Origin of the sequence: Paenibacillus amylolyticus (genome assembly GCF_036894225.1) — a bacterium.
GTDB lineage: Bacteria > Bacillota > Bacilli > Paenibacillales > Paenibacillaceae > Paenibacillus > Paenibacillus amylolyticus.
Map to the genome: position 1 here is coordinate 5,927,539 of NZ_CP145892.1, position 20,599 is coordinate 5,948,137.

Consider the following 20,599-nt stretch of genomic DNA (forward strand, 5'->3'; position numbering starts at 1 on the left):
TGAATTTATGGAGATTCGTCAAATGGAAAACTTTATTACGGTGTGTGAGGAGCTTCATTTTACACGGGCAGCGGAGAAACTTGGCATATCTCAACCTACGTTGAGTCAACAAATACGTGGGTTGGAAGATGAACTTGGTGTTCCTTTGTTTGACCGCGTCGGCAAAAAGATTGTGATGACCCAGGCAGGCACTCTGTTTCTGGAGCACTGTGTACAGATGATCCGGCATTTACAGAATACCCAGGATGCTCTAGCTGAATTTCGGAATGATCAGCGGGGACGATTGGTTATTGGTGTTCTTCCGTCGGATTTGGATTACCGTATCACTCCATTGCTCGTTGATTTTCATGCCCGATTCCCCAAGGTACAATTGAAGGTTATCTCTTCGATCTATGTCGTAAATCAAGTGTTGGAAAATGAAGTCGACATTGGCATCGAGATCACGTCTGCCCCGGATAGGCGGCTTGTACGCATTCCTTTGTGCAGTGAAGAATATGTACTCGTCGTTTCCGAGAATCATGATTGGGCTGAACGAAGCACAATTGAAATTCAGGAGTTACGTGATATCCAAACGGTGATGTTTCCCGAAGGATTTACAGGCAGAGAATTGGTCGACGGCTATTGCCGTAAATATGGATTTAGCCTAAATACCATTATGGAGACCAGTTCAGCAACCTCCATCATTAGCCTGGTCAAAGCCAACGTCGGAGGAACACTGCTGCCTTACCCTCTGATCAAAGCCATGAATGAGCCCACGCTACGTTGCATCCGAATTACAGACGATCCGCCATACCGGCACTTTGAGATCATCCATCGGTCCGACCGTTACCTGACGCAATCGGCCAAGGCATTTATTGAGAAAACAATTGAGTATTTCAATCAAAGGTGAGATTAAAGGAGGATAATGAAATGATAATAAGAGAAGTTGGTTTGTTGACACATCAGGTCGAGGCCATAAAAGAGTTTTACGGTACACTACTGGAACTGGATCTTGTGGAGGATAATGCAACATGCGTTTCATTCCGTGCGGGGAACTCGGTCCTCTCTTTCAAGAAGGCGCCAGAACAAGAAAAGCCCTACTATCATGTAGCATTTACGATTCCAACGAATAAACTTGCTGATGCAAAAAGATGGGCTCAAGACCGTAACATTTCATTGCTATCCAAAGATGGACAAGATGAATTCTATTTCCCCTACTGGGATGCAACAGCCTTCTATTTTTATGATCCAAGCGGCAACTTGATGGAATTTATCGCTCACCATTCACTAGATAATGGAGTTGATGAAGCTTTCGAAGCGAAGCATCTGTTATGTATTAGTGAAATCGGTCTGCCTGTCGATGATGTTCCTGAGACGATGAACACATTGAATGAGCATTATCAACTTGAACCATTTGCCGGAGACGGAAAACAATTCTCCCCCACGGGTGATGCAGAAGGCATGTTTATTGTCATTGACAAACAGATGCCCTGGTTCCCAGACGGACGTATGCCTGGTGTATTTGTTACAGAGGTGAAGGTAGAAACTGGGCAGCCCGGTAATCTGCGTATACAGGACGGCCTATACTCCATTGTATCTAATTAAAGGAGAACAACTAAAAAAGCCGAATGAACTCAGGAATATGATCCTGACTTCACTCGGCTTCTATGACTTGACTTTAAACTCGTCTGCAACGATTGGCAATTACTTCTAGGAATTAGAAAATAATATCAATAGCCTCTAGCTCATCTTGCTCCTGTTCGGATTGCCCGTTCAGGGAAATATCCTTGAGCAGCACCGAAGGCTGTTCGCCAATTTGGGTGATAATCACGAGCAGGTCCTGAGCGAAATTGTCGATCAGATTGCGCGTAAACAACTTCGTCGCATATTCAAACTGCCCGTTCATTCCCTCATCCAGCAACGAAATGACCAAGGTAAGGTCAAATTGGGAAACCGCATGCGTTTCCGGATAAGATTCGATCTGGATATCCCCGAAGTTTTGAACGTTATCTTCCTTCGTTTCCAGCGTAAACATGACATCAAATACAGGATTGCGGCTTTGATCTCGCGGCACCTGCAGCTTTTTCACAAGCTCTTCAAACGGATAATCCTGATGGTCGTAGGCCCCCAGCATCGTTTCTTTGACTTCGTTCAAGTAAGCAAGGAACGTCTTCTCCCCGGATGGATAATGACGAATCGCCAACGTGTTGACAAACATTCCGATGAGCGGCTCCAGGTCGGCATGTGTGCGGCCTGAAACCGGTGTGCCTACAATGAAGTCTTCTTGTCCCGAGTACTTGCTGAGCAGGATTGAATAGGCCGCCGATAACACCATATATAGGGTAGCACCGTTCTCATCGGCAATGCGCTGCAAGTTGTCAGTCATCTGCTTGTCGATACTGAAAGGCAGCACATCTCCCTCAAAGCTGCGAGCGGCAGATCTGACAAAGTCCGTAGGCAGCTCAAGCGTTGGCAGTTCACCTTCCAGCATGTCCAGCCAGTAGGCTTCCTGGGATTTCAGCCGTTCTTTTACAGGTTCGGACTGCTGCCAAGCGGCGAATTCCTTGTATTGAATCCGAAGCGGTTCCAGCGTCTCACCGTTATACAGGCGCAGCAGCTCTTCGATGAAGATACCCATCGACATGCCATCCGTGACGATATGATGAATGTCCAGCATAAGCAGATGACGTTCCGCTTCCCATTCAACTAAGCCCACACGCAGCAGCGGCGGCCGCTCCAAATCAAAGACACGTACAAAGGCATCTGCAATGCTTTTCGTTTCACTTTCCGTCGCCTTTGTATACTCGACGGCAAACTCCAAGTCCGAATAAATCCGTTGTACCGGTTCGCCGTCGACCATTTCGAAGCCGGTTCGCAAAACTTCGTGACGAGCGATTAATCCTTTGAGCGCCGCCTCGAATTGATTCCGCTCCAAGTGCCCGACGAGAACCGTCATGCCGGACATGTTGTAGCTAAGCTCGGCCCCTTCCATCTGCTGCTGGATGTACAGCCGCTTTTGCACAGAGGAAAGCGGATAATACTCCCTTTTATCCAGAACCGGAATGGAAAGGAACTCCTGCTGCTCCAATCGGCTAATCACTTCAGCCATCGCTTCAATAGTCGAGTACCGGAATACATCGCGCAGTGGCAGGTCCACGTGCAGCTCCTTGTGCACCTTGCTGACCAGCGTCGTCGCCCGCAGCGAGTGACCGCCGAGGTCGAAGAAGTTGTCCGTCACACCAATCGTAACTGACCCAAGCACGTCCTGCCAGATGGAGACCAGTTTCGTCTCCAGATCGGTGCGCGGCGCCACGTATTCGCGCCCTGCACTTGCTCCCTCTTCCGGCGCCGGCAGCGCTTTCCGGTCGATTTTCCCGTTTGGTGTCAGAGGTAAATGCTCCAGCTCCACAAAGTACGACGGGATCATATAACCTGGCAGCTCGCTGGAGATCGCTCGTTTCAGGTCGGCCGCCGTCAGTTCGATATCCGTTGTGTAGTATGCGCACAGTGCCTTTTGCCCGTTCGCATCACTTCGAACCAGCACCACCGCTTCGCGTATACCTACCACCCGCAGCAGCTGCGACTCAATCTCACCCGTTTCGATCCGGTAGCCCCGGATTTTCGCTTGATTGTCGATCCGGCCGATGAAATCCACGTTTCCGTCCTCCATCCACCTCGCCAAATCTCCCGTGCGATATAACCGCTCACCCGCGGTGAAAGGGCTGTCTACAAACTTCTCTTCCGTCAGCTCTGGACGGTTCAAGTACCCACGTGCTACGCCAACGCCGCCGATGACCAGCTCGCCCAGCACACCGACGGGTACGGGATTCAGATGTGCATCCACGATGTAAAACTTCGCATTCAACCACGCTTTGCCAATCGGCACATGGCCTGTCTGCGGCAGTTTCGCCAATTCTTCGTCATAGAAACTGGAGTCGATTGCCGCTTCCGTCACACCATAGGCGTTAATGATGCGGAACGACGAGCCAAACCGCTCCTGCAAGGTACGGTAATCCGCTACACTGCAGCTGTCCGAGCTTGTGATCAACAGCTCCATACCGCTTAACTTTAGCCCCTGCTCATGCACGTATTCCATAAACGGCACGATCAGTGCTGGTGTTGATTCAAAGATCGTCACTTGCTCCTGCTCTATCCAGTGGTGCAGACGAGACGGATCAATCCGGTCGTCCTTCGGTACAATGACCATGGTGCCTCCGTTATACAACGTGCGTGCGATATCGCCCACGAAAACATCAAACGAGAAGCTTGCGAGCTGCAGCAGTCGCACCGGGAACTGATCCAACCGGTATTCCCGTCGGTAGCCCGCTGCCGTGTTCACCAGGCTGCGATGCTCGATCATTACACCCTTGGGCTTACCTGTTGTTCCCGACGTGTAGATAACGTACGCCAGATCCTCCGGACGGGCTTCATGGAAGCTGTCCATACCGACAACATCAACATCATTCGGATGACTCTCGCCACCACCGTTCACAGCCCCCGTTAGCTTGCCGTTGACTCGATCGGGAGCACTGTTGGAGCCTTGGCCAAAGTCCATTGGCACATTGCTTCGTTCCTCGCTGTATGACGTTTCGTCGTCGAGATACAGCACCGTCCCCAGTGCCAGTTCTTCTTCACCGAGCCAGGCTTCGGCACGCTCTCGCAGCGGCGTTTGCGTCAGCAGCACCTTCGCTCCGCTGTCTTCGAGCATGAACCGCACACGGTCTGCCGGATAATCCGGGTCAAGCGGCACATACGCCCCTCCCGCTTTCCAGACGGCCAGCACGGCCACCAGCAGGTCCACCGAACGCTCGGCGAGAATGCCAACGATTGTCTCCCGACCGATGCCGCTTGCACGCAACGTTGCCGACAGGCGGTTCGCCCGCTCGTTCAGCTCCGCGTACGTCAGCTGATCGTTCTCGTATACGATGGCCTCCGCTTCCGGCGTGCGTTCCGCCTGTTCCTCGAACAGTCGATGGAATGCTGCCACAGGAGCCACTTCCAGCTGCGCCGGGTTAAACGCGCCGACAATCTGCTCTTTTTCCTCTGCCGTTAACAAGTTCAGCTCGGCAATAGTCGCCGACGGGTTGCAGAGAATGGATTCAAGTAGCTGCATGTAGTGAACAGCCAATTTCTCCACCGTTTCGGTTTTATATAGAGCCGTGGCGTATTCAAACAAATATTCCAAGCCGTCCTCAATCTCGGTGACGTCCAAGCTGAGATCGAATTTGGAAACAATTTCTTCGCTGGCATACGTCGACAGATGCAGTCCCGGAAGCTGAATTTCCACATTTTCTGTATTCTGCAAAGCAAACATCGTATCAAACAGTGGATGACGGCGTAGATCACGAGCCACGTTTACCTTATCCACCAGTTCCTCAAACGGATAATTCTGATGTTCAAAAGCACCAAGCGTTGTCTCCTTGATTTCCTTCAAGTAGTCAAGGAACGTTTTACCGGCAGCCGGGTAACTTCGGATGGCCAAAGTATTAACGAACATCCCAATCAGCGGTTGAACGTCGCTATGATTTCTGCCCGCAATCGGCGTACCTACCACCACGTCTTCCTGACCTGAATATTTATGCAGAAGCACGTTATATGCCGCAAGCAGAACCATGTAAAGCGTTGCGCCGTTTTCAGCTGCAAGCCGTTTCAGACCTTCGCTTTTCTCAATATTCATAAACAATTGCAGCGTGCAGCCCTCATAGCTCTGCATAGCCGGGCGCGGATAGTCCGTTGGCATTTCCAGAACTGGCAGTTCTCCGCGGAACATGTCAATCCAGTAGGCTTCCTGCTTGGCAAGTTGCGTTTTCTGCTCGTCCGATTGCTGCCATACTGCATAATCTTTGTACTGAATGCGGAGTGGCTTGAGCGGCTCCCCGCTGTACAAGTGCACAAACTCTTCGATCAGTACGTCCATTGAAACGCCGTCCGATACGATATGATGTGTATCGAACATCAGGATGTGCCGGTCCGGCCCGAGTTCGGCAATGCCCACCCGCAGAAGTGGCGGCTTCGCTAGATCAAACGCACGAACAAATTGGCGCACCGTTTCTTCCGCCTGCTCCCCGCTGATCTGCACATATTCCACCTGGAAGGTGACTTCTTCGTAAATCCGCTGAACCGCTTCGCCTTCAACCATCTCAAAGCTGGTACGCAGCGTTTCATGACGAGCTACAAGCTCGCGGAACGCTTCTTCAAACCGCTGCCGGTTGAGCTGCCCTTCGAGCAGCATAGCTCCCGGTATATTGTAGCTCAGCTCGCCTCCTTCCAGCTGGTTCAAGATATAGAGACGTTTCTGCGCAGAAGAGAGCGGATAATACTCGCTAGGTTCCGCAGCCGGAATAGCCATAAACGAGCCGATCTCCAAATGCTCCATAGCCACAGCCATTTCCTCAACTGTCGAGTAGCGGAATACGTCGCGAAGCGGGAATTGGGCGCCCAGCTCCTTATGCATTTTGCTGACAAGTGTTGTCGCCCGCAGGGAGTGTCCTCCGAGGTCGAAGAAGTTGTCCGTTACGCCTACCGCCTTATCCCGAACAAGTACCTCCTGCCAAATGGCGGCCAGCTTTGCCTCCAGTTCGGTGCGCGGTGCCACGTATTCGCGGCCTCCTCCTGCTCCCCCTTCCGGCGCTGGCAGCGCCTTCCGGTCAATTTTCCCATTTGGCGTTAGAGGCAATTGCTCCAGTTCAACGAAATACGATGGAATCATGTATCCCGGTAGCTCGCTGGAGATCGCCCGTTTCAAATCTGCCGCCGTCAAGCCTTCTTCCACTGTATAATAAGCGCACAACGCTTTCTGCCCTTCTTGATCTTCCCTGACAACAACGACCGCTTCCTTCACGCCACCTACACTCAGCAGCTTTGCTTCGACTTCGCCCGTCTCGATCCGGTAACCCCGGATTTTCGCCTGGTTATCGATCCGGCCGATGAAGTCCACGTTGCCATCCTCCATCCACCTCGCCAAGTCTCCCGTGCGATACAGTCGCTCACCCGCGGTGAAAGGACTGTCTACAAACTTCTCTTCCGTCAGCTCTGGACGGTTCAAGTACCCGCGCGCCACACTGACTCCGCCGATAACCAATTCGCCCAGCACGCCGACTGGCACCGGGTTCAGATGTGCATCCACGATGTAAAACTTCGCATTCAACCACGCTTTGCCAATCGGCACATGGCCTGTCTGCGGCAGTTTCGCCAACTGCTCGTCATAGAAACTGGAGTCAATTGCCGCTTCCGTCACACCGTAGGCGTTGATGATGCGGAACAACGAGCCAAACCGTTCCTGTAAGGTTCGGTATTCCGCCACACTGCAACTGTCTGAGCTTGTAATCAACAGCTCCATACTGCTTAACTCTAGCCCCTGCTCATGCACGTATTCCATGAACGGCACGATCAGTGCTGGTGTTGATTCAAAGATCGTCACTTGCTCCCGCTCTAACCAGTAGTGCAGACGAGACGGATCAATCCGATCGTCCTTCGGTACAATGACCATCGTGCCGCCGTTGTACAACGTCCGCGCGATATCGCCCACGAATACGTCGAACGAGAAGCTGGCGAGCTGCAACAGCCTTACCGGAAACTGATCCATCCGGTATTCCCGTCGGTAACCCGCTGCCGTGTTCACTAGACTGCGGTGCTCGATCATCACGCCTTTTGGCTTGCCCGTCGTTCCCGACGTGTAGATGACATACGCCAAGTCCTCAGGACGGGCTTCATGGAAGCTGCCCATACCGACAACATCAACATCATTTGGATGGCTCTCATTACGGTCGTTCACAGCACCCGTCAGCTCGCTGGAGATCAGACCTGAAACCATGCTGGAGCCTTGGCCGAAGTCCATTGGTGCATTCGCTCGGTCTTCGCTGTATGACGTTTCGTCATCGAGATACATCACCTTCTCCAGTGCTAGTTCCTCTTCGCCGAGCCAGGATTCGGCACGCTCTCGCAGCAGCGTTTGTGTCAGCAGTACCTTCGCTCCGCTGTCTTCCAGCATGAACCGCACGCGGTCCGCCGGATAATCCGGGTCAAGCGGTACATACGCCCCGCCCGCTTTCCAGACGGCCATCACGGCCACCAGCAAATCGACCGAACGCTCGGCGAGAATGCCAACGATGGTCTCCCGGCCTATTCCGCTTGCACGTAGCGTGGTCGACAGGCGGTTCGCCCGCTCGTTCAGCTCCGCATACGTCAGCCGATCCTTCTCGTATACGATGGCCTCCGCTTCCGGCGTGCGTTCCGCCTGTTCCTCGAACAGTCGATGGAACGCTGCCACAGGAGCCACTTCCGGCTGCACCGGATTAAACACGCCGATAATTTCTTCTTTTTCCGCCGCCGTCAAAAGCTCTAACTCATGTACACGAACATTCGGATTAGCCGCAACCTGCTCCAATGCACGGGCAAAATGACCGTGGATCTGCCTGATGTCTTGCTCTCTGAATGTCAGTGCATTGTACGTAAACCGCAGCAAAATATGCTCTTCCGGAATGACGGTAATGTCCAGATCGTAGTTCGTTTGTTCCGGCGATTGGATATTAGCGATTTTCAGCGCTTCTTGTCCTCCGCCGACAACCTGCTCAATCTGTTCTTCCATCGGATAATTTTCAAAGACCATAATATGGTTGATCAAGTCGCGCTTTTGCTCGCTCAGCGACTGAATTTCGAAGAGCGGGAACGTTTCGTAAGCTCCCGATGTCAGCGCTTGATCCTGGGTTTTTCTCAAAATATCGGCTACCGTCTCCTCGGCTTTGCCTTGAATACGGACGGGGATCGTATTAATAAACAGACCGATCATGCTTTCGATACCCGGAATCTCCGCTGGACGCCCGGATACGACGGAGCCAAATACAACATCATCGCTGTTGTTGTATACCTGCAGAACCAGTCCCCATACGGTCTGCATGAATGTATTAAGCGTCACCTGATGCTGGCGCGCCACCCGCTCGATTTGCCCAGTCAGTTCCTTGCTGAGTTCCACATCGATTTCAGCCATTTCAAAAGTATGCTGTTTCAGCTGCGTTCTCTCCTGCGGCAGCTTGGTCTGCTGATCGTAACCCGCCAAATACTCCGACCAGTAACCCGAAGCTTTCGCTACATCTTGAGCTTCCAGCCATTCGATATATCGGGAGTACGAGGTAACCGGAGGAAGCTCCAGCGTCCGCTGCTCCTGGAACGCGAAGTAGGTGTCGAACACTTCCTTGATCATTAAGGACATGCACCAGCCGTCCAACAAAATGTGATGGTGACTCCAGATCACTTGGTAGGACTCGTCGCCCGTACGCAAAACTGTAACGCGCATCAGAGAGCCTTGAGCCAAATCGAACTTGTTCGCTTTATCCGCGCTGACAAAATCGGCTATCGTCTTCTCCGGGTCTTCATCGCTTACTAAGCGAATATCTTCGAAGTATACTTCACATTTCCGCTCGCGGAATACCACTTGAATCGGCTCGTCTCTCCAGCCGGTAATAAAGTTCGTCCGCAGCGCCTCATTTCGCTGTACCAGCGTATCCAATCCGCGGGTGAAGGCTTCCACATTCAGGCTTCCATACAGATCGAAGGTCACCTGTTCGAAGTAGGCTTCCGAATCGGCATCCAGCAAGCTGTGGAACAACATCCCTTTTTGCAGCGGGGTCAGGGTGTATACATTCTCCAGTTCGCCGAGTGCCGCCGTATGTTCGGACAGTCGCTCCAGTTCCTCCACCGTCACATCTGGAAGCAGTACGTCACTAGGCGTAAGTTCCGGCCGCTCTTTCGATACGCAATGGCTGATGACTTCACGCAAACTCGATTGAAGCAGGGTGCCCAAGTGTTCAACCGTCTCCCGTTGATACTGGGTTTCCCCATAACGGATCGTGAGTTCCAACATGCCTTCCGACACCATACCGTTGATATCGAGGACATAATTCATCACAGCATTCGGGCTTGAATCGGAGCCCGAACTGAACGGAGACGGCTGCGAGCCGCTGCTTTCGTAATCCTGGTCAAACTGACCCAGATAGTTAAAACTGATCTCCGGCTCCAAAACGAAGCGCTCTCCGTCACGCGGCGCCGACAAATAACGCTGAATGCCGTAGCCGATTCCTTTGTTCGGAATGCGGCGCAAGTTTTCTTTCACCTGTTTCACCTGATGACCGAGTGCCTGAGCGTGACCCGGCTCCAGAACAACAGGGAATTGGCTTGTGAACCAGCCTACCGTGCGTGTAATGTCCACATCTGGCAAAAGTTCTTCCCGGCCGTGGCCTTCAAGATTCACCAGCACGCGTTCTTGACCGCTCCAAGCTTGTACTGAGAGGCCCAGCGCAGCAAGCAGCAAATCGTTCATTTCTGTATGGTAAGCACGGTGTGCCTGCTTCAGCAGCTGTTCGGTTTCCTCCGCCGTCCAGCGGACAGTCACTATCCCGCTGTCCTTCAGCTTGGATCTGCCTTGTTCAAAATCTTTCGGAAGCGGCTCATAGGTCAATTGCTCGATATGCTGCCAATACGCTCTCTCACTTTCCATCGCCGGACCGTTCGCATAATCAGCGAGCTGTTTCGCCCACGTTTGGAATGAATCCGTTTTGAGCGGCAGACGGATCAGCTGCCCTTGTAGCGCCTGCTCATAGCCGGCAGCAAAATCCTCAAGCAGAATCCGCCAGGATACGCCGTCTACGACCAAGTGGTGGATCGCGATCAGCAGATGATCTCCATCCGCACAGCGGAACAAGCCGAGCTTCAGCAAAGGCCCTACCTGCAGGTCAATGCTGCGCTGAAGCTCGTTCGCCTTGGCTTCGATCGCCTGCGCGCAGTCCGTCATTCCGCGGAAATCGATCACTTCTAGGCTGTAGAGCTCGCCGTCACTTTCCTCGATGGCCCGGTTCCATGCCGCATACCCGCTCTCGGTCCGGCTGAAGACGAGGCGCAGCGCATCGTGATGCTCGGCCAGCTTCCGCACGGCCTGACGAAGCGCCGCTTCGTCATAGCCTTCCTCCCGGTACAGCATCACCGCCTGGTTAAAGTGGTGCAGCTCGGCGAACGACTGCTCGAAGAACCAGCGCTGAATCGGCGTCAGCCCCGTCTCTCCCGTAGCTGCCCCCTGATCGGCGCGTCTTAAGACCGACTGGAGATACGGGCTTAATTCCGCTACGGTCGGATATTTGAACAAATGCTTAATTTCCAGCTTGTACCCGGCCTGATGTAGCCTGGACGACACCTGGATCGATTTAATTGAATCCCCGCCGAGTTCGAAGAAATTGTCCATCACGCCGATCGGACGACCCGTTCCCAGCACCTTTTGCCACACCGCAACCAACGTCTGCTCCGCCGCCGTCCGGGGCGCCACGTATTCCGTTCCAACGAGCATACTGCTTTCCGGTGCGGGCAGCGCCTTGCGGTCAAGCTTCCCGCTGTGTGTGAGGGGCATCCGCTCCAGCTGCACGAAGTAGGACGGAATCATGTACGCAGGCAGATCCTCCGCCAGCGCGCTTCGCAGCTCGCTCGCCGCAAGCGGCTTGTCCGCCACGAAGTACGCGCAGAGCTGCTTCTGACCGGCTTCGTCCTCTCTGGCGATGACAACCCCCTCTTGTACGGACGCCGCTTTCAGGACCTGCGCCTCCACCTCGCCGAGTTCGATCCGGTACCCGCGGATTTTCACCTGATGGTCGATCCGGCCCATATACTCGATGTTGCCGTCCGGCAGCCATCTGGCCAGATCGCCCGTCCGGTACATCCGCCCGCCCGGCGCGAACGGACACTCTACGAATTTCTCCGCGGTCAGCTCGGGACGGTTCAAGTAGCCTCTAGCCAGACCTTCGCCCGCGATGCACAACTCGCCCGGCACGCCGATCGGCTGCAGCGCTGTCGTCCCTTCCTTGACAATATGCAGCCGGATGTTCGAGATCGGCTTGCCGATCGGCACCGATACATACGCCTCTTCCGGTCCGCAATCGTAGTACGAGACATCAACCGTCGCTTCCGTAGGCCCATAAAGGTTGATCAGCTGCGCTTGATTCACGGATGACGAAATCCACTGCCAGAACCGACTCACATGCGATGTCGCCAGCGCTTCCCCGCTTGCAAACACCCGTTTCAGCGAAGACAGCTTGTTACCCAGATCTTCGCTCGGCTGACGCTCGACATATTCGAGGAAGGCGTGCAGCATCGACGGCACAAAGTGCATCGTCGTGACGGCTTGCCGTTCGATCGTGTCCAGAATCGTCTCGGGATTCTTCTCTCCGCCCGGCGGCAGCAAGCAAACTTTGGCCCCCGTCCAAGCCCACCAAAACAGCTCCCACACGGAAACGTCGAAGGTAATCGCCGTCTTTTGCAGAATCGTATCCCTGGAGTCAATCGGATAAGCATTCTGCATCCACAGCAGCCGGTTGATCACCGGACGGTGCTCCACCATGACACCTTTGGGCTTGCCTGTCGAGCCCGATGTGTAAATGACGTAGGCCAAGTGCTCCGGTCCGCTCGCCGGCTCCAAGTTCGAGCCGTCTTCATCATACGCGGATGGATCGTTCAGATCGACGAGCGATAGACCGCCAAGTGGCTCTGTCCCGGCAAATGACGCGCTTTCCCGCAAATGGCTCTGAATCAGCAGCAGCCTAGCGCCCGAATCTTCGAGCATGTAGCGGATGCGCTCCTGCGGGAATTGCGGGTCAATCGGCACGTAGGCGCCCCCGGCCTTCAAGATTGCATAGATGCCGACAATCATCTCTAGCGAGCGCTCGGCAATGATCGCGATCGGCTGATCGGCCTGCGCGCCAGAGGCACGCAAGGATCGCGCCAGCCGGTTCGCCCGCTCGTTCAACTCCCGGTAAGTCAGGCTGCTGTCCTCATAGACAACGGCCACTTGCTCCGGCGTTCGCTCTGCTTGCTCCTCGAACAGCTCGTGGATCGTTCTCTCTCTCCACGACTCATCCGCTTCCAAGCCTGGACCCTCTGAGGCGGATTGTTTCGCCAGAGCCGAAGACGACACGGCAAACCCAACCAGCAAATCATGCTTTTCGCTGTCCTTCAAAATATTCAAATCCGAGATCCTCGCACCCGGCTGAGTCAGGATCGATGCCAAAAGCTGCTCGTAATGACCCGCCAGCCGTACCATCGTTTCCTGTCTAAACAACGAGGTAGCGTACTCGATCTTGCAAACCAGCTCGTTACCCTCTTCCACGATATCCAGGCTAAGATCAAACTTTGCTCTCTTTTCCTCGATGTCAAACAGCGACCATTGCAAGCCTTCCAGGGCTAAATCCAGGCTTTCGTGCTTTTGCAAAGAAAACATGGTGTCAAACAGCGGATTCCGGCTTAAATTCCGGCTCACCTGAAGAGCTTCTACCAGCTCCTCGAACGGATAGTCCTGGTGCTCGTAGGCTCCAAGCGTCGTTTCCTTCACATCCTGCAAGTAATCCAGGAACGTCTGCTCTGCCGTCGGACCCAAGCGAAGGGCCAGCGTATTTACAAACATGCCGATAATCGGTTGCAGGTCGGCGTGAGAACGAGCGGCAATCGGAGTGCCGACTACGATATCTTCCTGTCCCGCGTATTTATGAAGCAATACGGAGTAAGCAGCCAGCAGAAGCATGTACAGCGTCGCCCCCGAATCTCCGGCAAGCCGTTTTAGAGCTTCGCTTTTCTCCGCATCCAGCGCAAACGTGAGCGTTTGACCGTCAAACTGCCGGACGGCTGGACGGGAGTAGTCAAGAGGCAGCTCAAGAACCGGAAGCTCGGAGCTGAATACCCCGTGCCAGTATTCCTCCTGCCGTTTGATACGCTGACATTGCTCGTCGGACTGCTGCCAAACGGCGTAATCCTTGTATTGAATCCGTAGCTCCGGCAATTCTTCCCCATTGTAAAGCCCCACAAATTCGCGTAGCAGCACGTCCATGGAAAGACCGTCGGAACCAATATGATGCATATCCAGCGCAAGCAGGAATTTCTCTTTCTCAAGTATGATCAGCAGGGCGCGCAGCAAAGGCGGCTGGGTCAAGTCAAAAGGCTGAATGAAACCTTCCAGAATGGCCGCGACCTGATCTTTGCTTGCTTGAAGCTTCTCGACCTTGAAACCTACGACCGGATGAATACGCTGAACTGGCTCTCCATTCACGATTTCAAAACCGGTGCGCAGCATATCGTGCCGGGCCACCAAAGTAGTCAGCGCCTTTTCCACTTTGGCCTCGTTCAAAGTCCCTTTCAATTGCAAGGCGCTCGGAATGTTGTAATTCAGCTCCGAGCTATCTAGCTGGTGCAGGACATACAGCCTTTTTTGCGCAGAGGAAACTGGATAATATGCTTTCTCTTCCGCTTTTGGAATGGAGCTGTGCTCTGATTCTTCCAAGCTGGCAATAGCCCCGGCCATCGATTCTACCGTCATATAGCGGAACACATCGCGCAGCGGAAGTTCAACGTTCATTTCCTTCCGAATCTTGCTGACAAGGTTTGTCGCCCGCAAGGAATGCCCTCCGAGCTCAAAGAAATTGTCCAGGACTCCAATGCCGGAGTAACCCAGCACTTCCTCCCAGATCTTCACAAGCTGGGACTCCGTAAGGTTACGCGAGGCTACGTATTCGACGCCCGTTTGCAAGCCTCCTTGCGGCTCCGGCAGCGCTTTGCGGTCCACTTTGCCGTTAGACGTCAGCGGCATGCGCTCCAGCTGCACGAAATATGACGGGATCATGTATCCCGGCATTCCCTGTGCCAGCGAGGTTCTCATTTCGCTGACTGTCAGCGTCCGGTCTGCAACAAAGTAGGCAACAAGTGCCTTCTCTCCCTCGTTGTCCTGACGGGCGAGCACCACCGCTTCTTCCACGCCCTCCACGTTCAGAAGTTGCGTCTCGATTTCGTCCAGCTCGATCCGGTACCCGCGGATTTTGACCTGATGGTCGATCCGGCCGAGGTATTCAATATTGCCGTCCGGTAGCCATGCCGCCAAGTCGCCTGAGCGATACAGTTTTTCCCCCTCCGCAAACGGGGAATCAACGAACTTTTCCGCCGTCAAATCCGGTCGATTCAGGTATCCTCTTGCCAGGCCTTCACCGGCCACGTACATTTCGCCTGCTACGCCGATCGAAACAGGACGACGGTTTTCATCCAGAACATACACGCTCAGTGTCGGGATCGGCTTGCCGATATTACTCTTTGCCGCCTCCATCTCGATCCATGTAATTTCCTTATACGTCACGTGAACCGTCGTCTCGGTAATACCGTACATATTGATCAGCTTTGTCTCCGGGTACTTCGTCTTGAAACCCTTGAGCAACAGCGGGCTGAGTGCTTCGCCGCCGAAGATGACGTTGCGAATCCGCAGATTGTGCGGATGTTCTGCTAAAACCTCACGCAGCAGTTGGTAGAAATATGTTGGCGTCTGGTTCAAAATCGTGACCCGTTCGCGGCTCAGCAGTGCCAAGAACTCGGCTGGATTTTTCGCCGTAAGTGGTGGTACGATAACCAGCTTTCCTCCATTCAGAAGTGCTCCGTACATCTCCCAGACGGAGAAATCGAAGCAGAACGAGTGGAATAACGTCCACGTGTCGGACGGCCCAAAGTCGAACAGGTTCTTGTCGTTGAACAAAAGGCGCACGACGTTTTTATGCTCAATCAACGTGCCTTTGGGTTTGCCGGTCGTTCCCGATGTGTAGATGACATAAGCCAGGTTACCCGGCCCGGAAATCGGTTCTAGATTCGAAGCGTCCAGCGCACCAGCGGAGTCCGCCCCTTTGTCGCCCCAAACGAAATCGTCCAATTCAAGGCGCGTTCCTGCGAAGTCGGTCTTCTCATGCAAATGCCTTTGAATCAGCAATAACGGTGCGCCCGAATCCTCAATCATGAAGCGTATGCGTTCCTCCGGGTAGTCGGGATCGACAGGCACGTAGGCTCCACCCGCTTTGAGAATCGCCAGAATGCCGACGACCATATCAAGCGAACGTTCGGCCAGAATCGCTACCAACTGATCCGCTTCGACTCCTGTCTCCCGCAGCTTACGCGCAAGGCGGTTGGATCGCTCGTTCAGTTCGTGGTAGCTCAGCTGCCGCTCATTCATGACGGCGGCCACGTTATCCGGGTAAAGCTTCGCCTGCTCTTCGAACAAGCCATGAATCGTCTGCTGACGCGGGTAGTCTGCCTCCGAATCATTAAAACCGCGCACCAGTTCACGGATTTCCTGCTCGGTTAGCATTTCCAGCGAAGCAATATCCCCTTCCGGCGCTGTTGCGATAGTTTCGAGTAGCTTGTCATAATGTCTGGCGAACCGCTCCGCGGTCTCCTGTTTATACAAAGCCGTAGCGTACTCCAACCGGCATTCGAGCTGGCCATCCAGTTCCGAAATATCCAGAAGCAGCTCGAACTTGGACGTTCGGTTTTCCAACGGATAAAACGATTGCTCCAGCCCCTCGATGACAATTTGCTCATTCTCCGTATTTTGCAGGGAGAAGAACGTATCAAAGAGCGGATTCCGGCCGGTCGCGCGTGGTATATGAAGACTTTCCACCAAATCTTCGAACAAATAATTTTGGTGTTCAAAAGCCCCGAGTGTGATTTCCTTCATTTCTTCCAGGTACTTAAGGTACGGCTTGGAACGCTCCGGATGGCTGCGAATGGCAAGCGTGTTGATAAACATACCTACGATTGGCTGCACTTCTTCCTGCGTTCTTCCGGCAATCGGCGTTCCCACGATCAGATCTTCCTGACCCGAATATTTATGCATAAGGATCGAGTAAGCAGACAACAGCACCATGTACAGGGTCGTGCCCGTCCGTGCGGCCAGTTCTTTCAGCTTTTCCGTCCGTTCTTTCCCAATATCAAACTTCACGGTCCGGCCGTCAAAACTTTGCACCGCAGGCCGCGGGAAGTCCGTCGGAAGTTCCAATACAGGCAGCTCGCCCGACAGCTGTTCCAGCCAGTACTCCTTCTGCGGCTGGATCAACTGCCCGTAGGCTTCGGAATGCTGCCAAACGGCATAATCTTTGTATTGAATACGCAACGGAGCCAGCTCCTCACCACGATACAGGCGGCTGAACTCGTCGAAAAGCAATGCTGTCGAGATGCCATCCGAGACGATGTGATGCATATCGAACAACAGGATGTGGCGATCCTCGGCGACTTCGATCAGGCCGATGCGAAGAAGTGGCGGCTTAGTCAGGTCAAACGGGTGATAGTATGCTTCCACCACATGGTCCACTTCTAGCTCGCTCGCCTGGAAATAATCTACAGCAAACTCCACCTCGTCATAGATGCGCTGCACAAGCTCGCCTTGAACCTGCTCGATCCCAGTACGCAGCGTCTCATGGCGCTGAATCAACGCCCGGAATGCGTACTCTACGCGCGTGCGGTCCAGCTTGCCTTCGAGAAGAAGCGCCGCCGACATATTGTAGCTACGCTCGGCCGCGTCAAGCTGGCGCAGGACGTACAGACGCTTTTGCTCGGATGAAACCGGATAGTACTCGATCTCTGCCGCCTTTGTAATCTCATAGGTTTCCTGCTGCTTTAAACCGCTAATTGTTTGGGCAAGCTGTTCGATCGTGGTGTAGCGGAAAACGTCCCGCAGCGGAACCTCGACTTGTAGCTCTTTTCGAATCTTGGAAACAAGCGCGGAGGCCCGCAAGGAATGACCACCCAGGTCAAAGAAATCGTCTTGGACTCCAACTCGCGCAATACCCAGCACCTGCTGCCAAATAAGAGCAAGTCTTGTTTCCAGCGTTGTGCGAGGAGCCACATACTCACGGCCGGCTTCTATCTCTCCGGTCGGCTCAGGTAGCGCTTTACGGTCAATCTTGCCGTTCGGTGTGAGCGGAAGCTGATCAAGAGACACCAACCGGGCCGGAACCATATGCGCAGGCAGCTCTTGTTTCAATTGGGACAGCAGATCGCTCAGTTGCAAGGAAACATCCCCCGCCACGTAACCGCACAAATACTTTTGCCCCTGCTCATCCGTACGGTCAGTCACCACAGCCTGCTTGACCCCCGGGAAACTGAGCAGGGCCGTTTCAATTTCGCCGAGTTCGATCCGGAACCCGCGAATTTTCACCTGATAGTCGATCCGGCCGATGAAGTCAACGTTGCCGTCTTCCAGCCAGCGGGCCAAATCTCCTGTCCGATACAGACGTTCTCCAGGCACAAACGGGCTGTCTGCAAACTTCTCGGTGGTCAGGTCCGGACGGTTCCAATACCCGCGCGCCACCCCGGCGCCGCCGATGACAAGCTCCCCCGGAATCCCTACAGGAACCGGCTTTAACCCGGCATCTACAATGTAAAACCGGGCGTTCAGCCAGGCTTTGCCGATCGGCACATGACCCAATGATGGCAGCTTGTCCAGCGGCTCATCGTAAAAGCTGCTGTCAATGGCCGCTTCGGTAACGCCGTAGCTGTTGATGATGCGGAATTGTCCGCCGAATCTTTCCTGCAGCAATCGGTAATCGGTGACACTGCAAGCATCCGAGCTGGTAATCAGCAAATGCATGGAGCTGACGTCCAGCCCTTCTTCATAAATATGCTGCATGAACGGCAGGATAAGCGCAGGCGTCGATTCAAATACCGTAATGTTTTGCTCCCGAATCCAGCCGTATAAGCGGTTCGGATCAATCCGGTCATCCTTTGGCACAATTACCATCGTTCCTCCGTTATACAGCGTCCGCGCGATGTCTCCAACGAACACGTCAAACGAGAAGCTCGCCAGTTGCAGCAACCGCACCGGGAACTGATCCAACCGGTACTCACGGCGGTACGCATCCGCCGTATTCACGAGACTACCATGCTCGATCATGACGCCTTTTGGGCGTCCCGTCGTACCGGAGGTGTAAATCACATAAGCCAAGTCATGTGGGGCACTGTCAGCGGATTCAAATTCCACGGCTGAGGTATCCCCGTTATACATCTGTTCATCGTCCATCGCATAGACAGCTTGAAGCTTCAGCCGGTCATCAGCCAGCCAACCTCCGGCCCCCTCCAACAGATGACGCTGCGTAAGCAGCACCGATGCTTCGCTATCACTGAGCATGTACTCAATCCGCTCCGCCGGATAATCGGGGTCCAGCGGTACATAAGCTCCGCCGGCTTTCCATACGGCGAGCACACCGACCAGAAGTTCCACCGAACGCTCTGCCCAGATCCCCGTAATCGTCTCCCTGCCCACTCCCTGTTCACGAAGGAGCGCAGCCAGCCGCTCAGCGCGTTTGTTCAATTCGCCGTAAGTCAGCTTTTTGTCCATGTAAACAACTGCCGGGTGATCCGGAATGTCTCGGGCAAACTTTTCGACATACCGATGAAACGCTATTCCCTCGCTCAGTGCTGCCACCGGCGGGTTAAACACGTCCAGAATACGGTGTCTCTCCTCATCGCTCAACAGAGAAATCTCGCGCACCCGCAGTTCGGGAGTCTCAAGAAACTGGTCCAAAACGGTTACATACTGTTCCATAATGCGATCAATCTCGGTCGTCTCGAACAGGCCGGTACGATAGGAAGCATGGAGAATGACATGGCCTTCATTCAGCATATGGTCGAAGCGCAGCAGTAGATCGTCCATCTCGTGTCTAGCAAAGTGAGCCTCCAGACGTACCTTGATTTCTTCGTACTCCACGATTTTCAAAGGTAGATATTCCAGAGACGTGCGGAACAACTCCGAAAGATCGTTGCGGCCGTGTTGTTCGCGTAAATCCTGAATCAATTGGTTATAAGGATATTTCTGATGCCGCAGATCCGCCGTATTTTCCTTTGAAACGGTTTGGATCAAGGAAAGCACGGACCCAACTGGATTAAGACTAATCCGCGTAGCCACGGTGCTGACGAACATACCGATCGTTTCTTTTTCCTTCTTGCTCGTGCGATTGGCAAAAACCGTGCCGACTGGAACATCGGTGCTGTCGGTCAGCTTATACAATAAGACGTACATGGCGGACAAAAATAACGTATATAAACTAACCTGATATTGTTCGCTAAAAGCCAGAATGCGGTCATAGCGGGAACCATCCAAAGTGATGGAACGTTTATTCGATTCGCTACCAATCGAGAATGGCGGAACTGATTTAATGCCGCTCGTTTCAGGCAAAGTCTTGTACTTGGTTAGCCAATATTCCTTGCCTTTTTGATAACGCTGCGATTGCTCATATTCATGCTCAGTTGAAATATAATCCAGATAGGATGGGGCCTGGTAACTGCTGAAGATGCCATTGCGCAGTTCCAGGTATTTTTCCATCACCGCATGCAGCAAAGCAGTGACGGACAAGCCATCGGCGATGATATGATTTATAGTCAAATTAAGCCATACTTGGCCGTTCGCAAAATGGATCATCGTAAATTGATAGAGGTGTTCGTCGAACACACTCGCCGGTTTTTCGGTTACTTCTTTCACCCAAGCATAGAATTGTTCGGTTGTGCCTATTTCGAGGTGGCTTATCCTGGTTTGGACATTCTCCAGCTCTTCGAACCACTGCGTTGGATTTTGCATATCCCCGCTAATGCGGATTCGGAAAGCGTCATAGGTTTTTACAATCTCTGCCGCCGCTTGCTCAAGCAGCTTGGTGTCGATCTCGCCCGTAATCTGGTAGGTCGCGGAAAGCATCGTGATGGATGTGCCCGGATTCATAATTTCCATGAACCATATCCGGCGCTGGGCTTGCGTTAATCCATATTGCTTGTTCGTATTCTCTCTCACATCGACACA

Annotated in this window: 3 protein-coding genes; 2 read left to right on the forward strand and 1 reads right to left on the reverse strand. The window is 53.4% G+C overall.

Features of this window, described 5'->3' with window-relative positions; genetic code table 11:
* The first annotated feature begins 7 nt into the window (after positions 1-7).
* Entirely contained in the window at positions 8-889 is an 882-nt protein-coding gene (locus V6668_RS26285; protein ID WP_083669911.1) for a LysR substrate-binding domain-containing protein, read from the forward strand.
* A 20-nt stretch (positions 890-909) separates the two neighbouring features.
* Positions 910-1,584, forward strand: a complete 675-nt coding sequence (locus tag V6668_RS26290) for a VOC family protein (RefSeq protein WP_076319717.1) — start codon at positions 910-912, stop codon at positions 1,582-1,584.
* 112 nt (positions 1,585-1,696) lie between these two features.
* On the opposite strand, the gene V6668_RS26295 is transcribed toward V6668_RS26290, so the two are convergent.
* Positions 1,697-20,590: a non-ribosomal peptide synthase/polyketide synthase gene (locus V6668_RS26295; RefSeq protein ID WP_338707077.1), complete on the reverse strand. Its 18,894-nt coding sequence runs from the start codon at positions 20,588-20,590 to the stop codon at positions 1,697-1,699.
* Between the last annotated feature and the right edge of the window lie 9 nt (positions 20,591-20,599).

Bases quoted from the DNA above. Each gene is read 5' to 3' on its own strand.
- V6668_RS26285 (WP_083669911.1), top strand. From the start codon at position 8: ATGGAGATTCGTCAAATGGAAAACTTTATTACGGTGTGTGAGGAGCTT.
- V6668_RS26290 (WP_076319717.1), top strand. From the start codon at position 910: ATGATAATAAGAGAAGTTGGTTTGTTGACACATCAGGTCGAGGCCATA.